This is a genomic window from Actinomycetota bacterium, from assembly GCA_036280995.1.
Lineage (GTDB): Bacteria > Actinomycetota > CALGFH01 > CALGFH01 > CALGFH01 > CALGFH01.
Window position 1 is genome coordinate 1 of the sequence record DASUPQ010000810.1, and the last position, 2,630, is coordinate 2,630.

Here is a 2,630-nt window from a genome sequence, read left to right on the forward strand (position 1 = left end):
CTGCGGGTCCGCGTGGCCGTGGCGTTCCAGCGCGAGGGCATCGACACCTCCGCCGACGCCGGCGCCGAGCCGGATCCGGGTGGCGCGTGAGACGCTACCGGCTGCCCGCGACGCTGCTGAACGGCAGGCTGCGGACCTCGACCTTGCTGCTGTCCCTGCTCTTCCTGGCCGTGTTGACCCTGTCATCGGCTGTCAGCGCCGGTTCGTCCAGTGCTGGCGACTCGGACTCGACCGCCTCGGCCGGGACTCCCGAGGACTCCATGGCCGTCCCCTTCCTTTCGCGTGTCCGGAGTGTAGCGGCCCATTCGTCACCGTTGATGGCGACGGTTGGCATTTCAGATCACCGCCTCGGTGCCGTCAGGTCCGAGGAGTTGTCGCAGTAGGATTCCGCTGTGGCGGAAGTACGCCACCTCGGCCGGGGTGTCGTAGATGCGTACACACGACATTTCAGGCTCTTCTCACCGATCCGTGGGTGTCTTGAGGGCCTGATGTGACTGCACGCCGCTGCCCGTCTACGGTTCCGGCTCTCTGAGGGCTGGATCCGGGAGAAGGGAAACGGCGTGCGATCGGCAAGGCTATGGGCCAGGCTGCTCGGTGTCGAGCAGGCGGTCGTGGAACGGGTCTGCTTGGACGAGGACGAGCAGGCGCTGGTGGTGTCGGTCCGGCCCCGCAAGGGGGGCAGGCGCCGCTGCGGTCGCTGTGGTCGGCGCTGCCCGGGCTTCGACCAGGGCCAGGGCCGGCGGCGCTGGCGGGCGTTGGACCTGGGCGTGGTCCGCGCCTACCTGGAGGCCGACGCGCCCCGGGTCTGCTGCCCCCAGCATGGGGTGGTGGTCGCCGCCGTGCCCTGGGCACGCCACGGCGCCGGGCACACCCGCGCGTTCGACGACACCGCCGCCTGGCTGGCGGTCCACACCTCCAAGCAGGCGGTCGGTGAGCTGCTACGGGTGGCCTGGGCGACGGTCGGGCGCATCATCACCCGTGTGGTCGCCGATGCCGAGGCCAGCCGGGACCGCTTAGCCGGGCTGCGGCGGATCGGCATCGACGAGATCTCGTACAAGCGGGGCCACCGCTACCTGACAGTGGTGGTCGACCACGATACGGGCCGGCTGGTGTGGGCCGCCCCGGGCCATGACCAGATGACGCTCGGCCGCTTCTTCGACGCCCTCGGCCAGGCGCGCTGCCAGCAGCTGCGGCTGGTCAGCGCCGACGCCGCCCCCTGGATCGCGACCGTGGTGGCCGAGCGCTGCCCCCAAGCAAGGCTCTGCCTGGACCCCTTCCACGTCGTCACCTGGGCCACCGACACGCTCGACCAGGTACGCCGCGAGGTCTGGAACGCCGCCCGCAAGGGCGGGCAGACTGCCCTGGCGCGCGAGCTCAAGGGTGCCCGCTATGCGCTGTGGAAGAACCCTGGCGACCTGACCGCCCGCCAGCGGGCCAAGCTCGCCTGGATCGCCCGGGTCAACGACCGCCTCTACCGCGCCTACCTGTTGAAGGAAGAACTCAGGCTGGTGTTCACGCTCAAGGGCGTGCGCGCCACTGTGCTGCTCCAGGCGTGGCTGGCCTGGGCCAGGCGCTGCCGCATCCCCGCCTTCGTGGAGCTGGCCAAGGCGATCGCCCGGCACCGGGCCGACATCCAGGCCACCCTCACCCAAGGCCTGTCCAACGGCCGCGTCGAGGCCGTCAACACCAAGATCCGCCTGCTCACCCGGGTCGCGTTCGGGTTCAAGTCCCCCGAGGCGCTGATCGCGTTGGCCATGCTCAGCCTCGGCGGAATCTGCCCATCCCTGCCCGGCCGCGGCTAACAGACCCTCAGCGGCGTGCGACCACCAGCCCGCTGGCGGTCGGCACCGCCCCGGCGTCAACGGCGACCGCCTGCAGCAGGCTGGCCCGCACCAACGTGGTCGAGGGGCTGGCAAGATCGATGACCGCCGCCGCGGCCAGCTCCTCGTCCAGCCGCCCACCATCACGCAGCGCCAGCACCGCCCGGGCCAGCCCAGCACGCGCCGCTGGAGTATCCAGCCGGGCGAGCACGCCCGCCAGCAGCCCCAGTACCGCATCGGTGTCATTGTCCTCGTCGGCCAATGCCGCACCCAGACCGACAAGCTCGGGGGTAAGCAGCCGCGGCAGGGGCCACAGCAGCGACGGGTCCAAGCTCGGCAGGTCAATCAGCGCATCAGCCAGCTCGTCCAGCTGCTCGTCGTCGTGGTCACCCAGCACCCAGGCCGCCGCCCGCGCCTCCACCGCGAGGAACGCCTTGGCCAGCTCGTCCTCCGATGGGCCCCGCCTCACACCGCAGCAGCGCTTGACCTTCCGCCCGCTCCCGCACGGGCACCGCTCGTTGCGGCCCAGACCCGCCATCCAACACCCTCCCTCGCCCGAATCCCAGCGGACGCTATCAGGTCGGAGACACAGGTATGGAGGCGACCTCTAGACCCACGGAAGCAGGGGAAGAGCCTCATTTCCCCGCTGAGGCAGCCACGCCGCCGCTGCGTTCAACGGCAGTGGTCTTCATGACCCGAGCCGGCGTGGGGTGCTGACCGGCGAACGCCTGGGCACCTTGGCAAGCAGTTCGCTAGGGTGTGCAGACTTCGGCATCGAACTGGTCGATCTGGATGGCTAGGACGACCACG

3 protein-coding genes are annotated in these 2,630 nt (G+C 70.6%); 1 reads left to right on the plus strand and 2 read right to left on the minus strand.

Going from position 1 to position 2,630, the window contains the following annotated elements; translation table 11 throughout:
• Positions 1 to 94: 94 nt before the first annotated feature.
• Positions 95 to 262 (minus strand): hypothetical protein, encoded by a 168-nt coding sequence (locus tag VF468_27000; GenBank protein HEX5881937.1) that lies wholly within the window; start codon positions 260 to 262, stop codon positions 95 to 97.
• A gap of 298 nt (positions 263 to 560) precedes the next feature.
• On the opposite strand from VF468_27000, the gene VF468_27005 reads away from it, so the two are divergent.
• Entirely contained in the window at positions 561 to 1,802 is a 1,242-nt protein-coding gene (locus tag VF468_27005) for an ISL3 family transposase (protein HEX5881938.1), read from the plus strand.
• A gap of 7 nt (positions 1,803 to 1,809) precedes the next feature.
• Here the strand turns inward: VF468_27005 and VF468_27010 are convergent, their stop codons facing one another.
• Complete coding sequence (locus VF468_27010; GenBank protein ID HEX5881939.1) at positions 1,810 to 2,241, minus strand: hypothetical protein; 432 nt, start codon at positions 2,239 to 2,241, stop codon at positions 1,810 to 1,812.
• Positions 2,242 to 2,630: the final 389 nt, after the last annotated feature.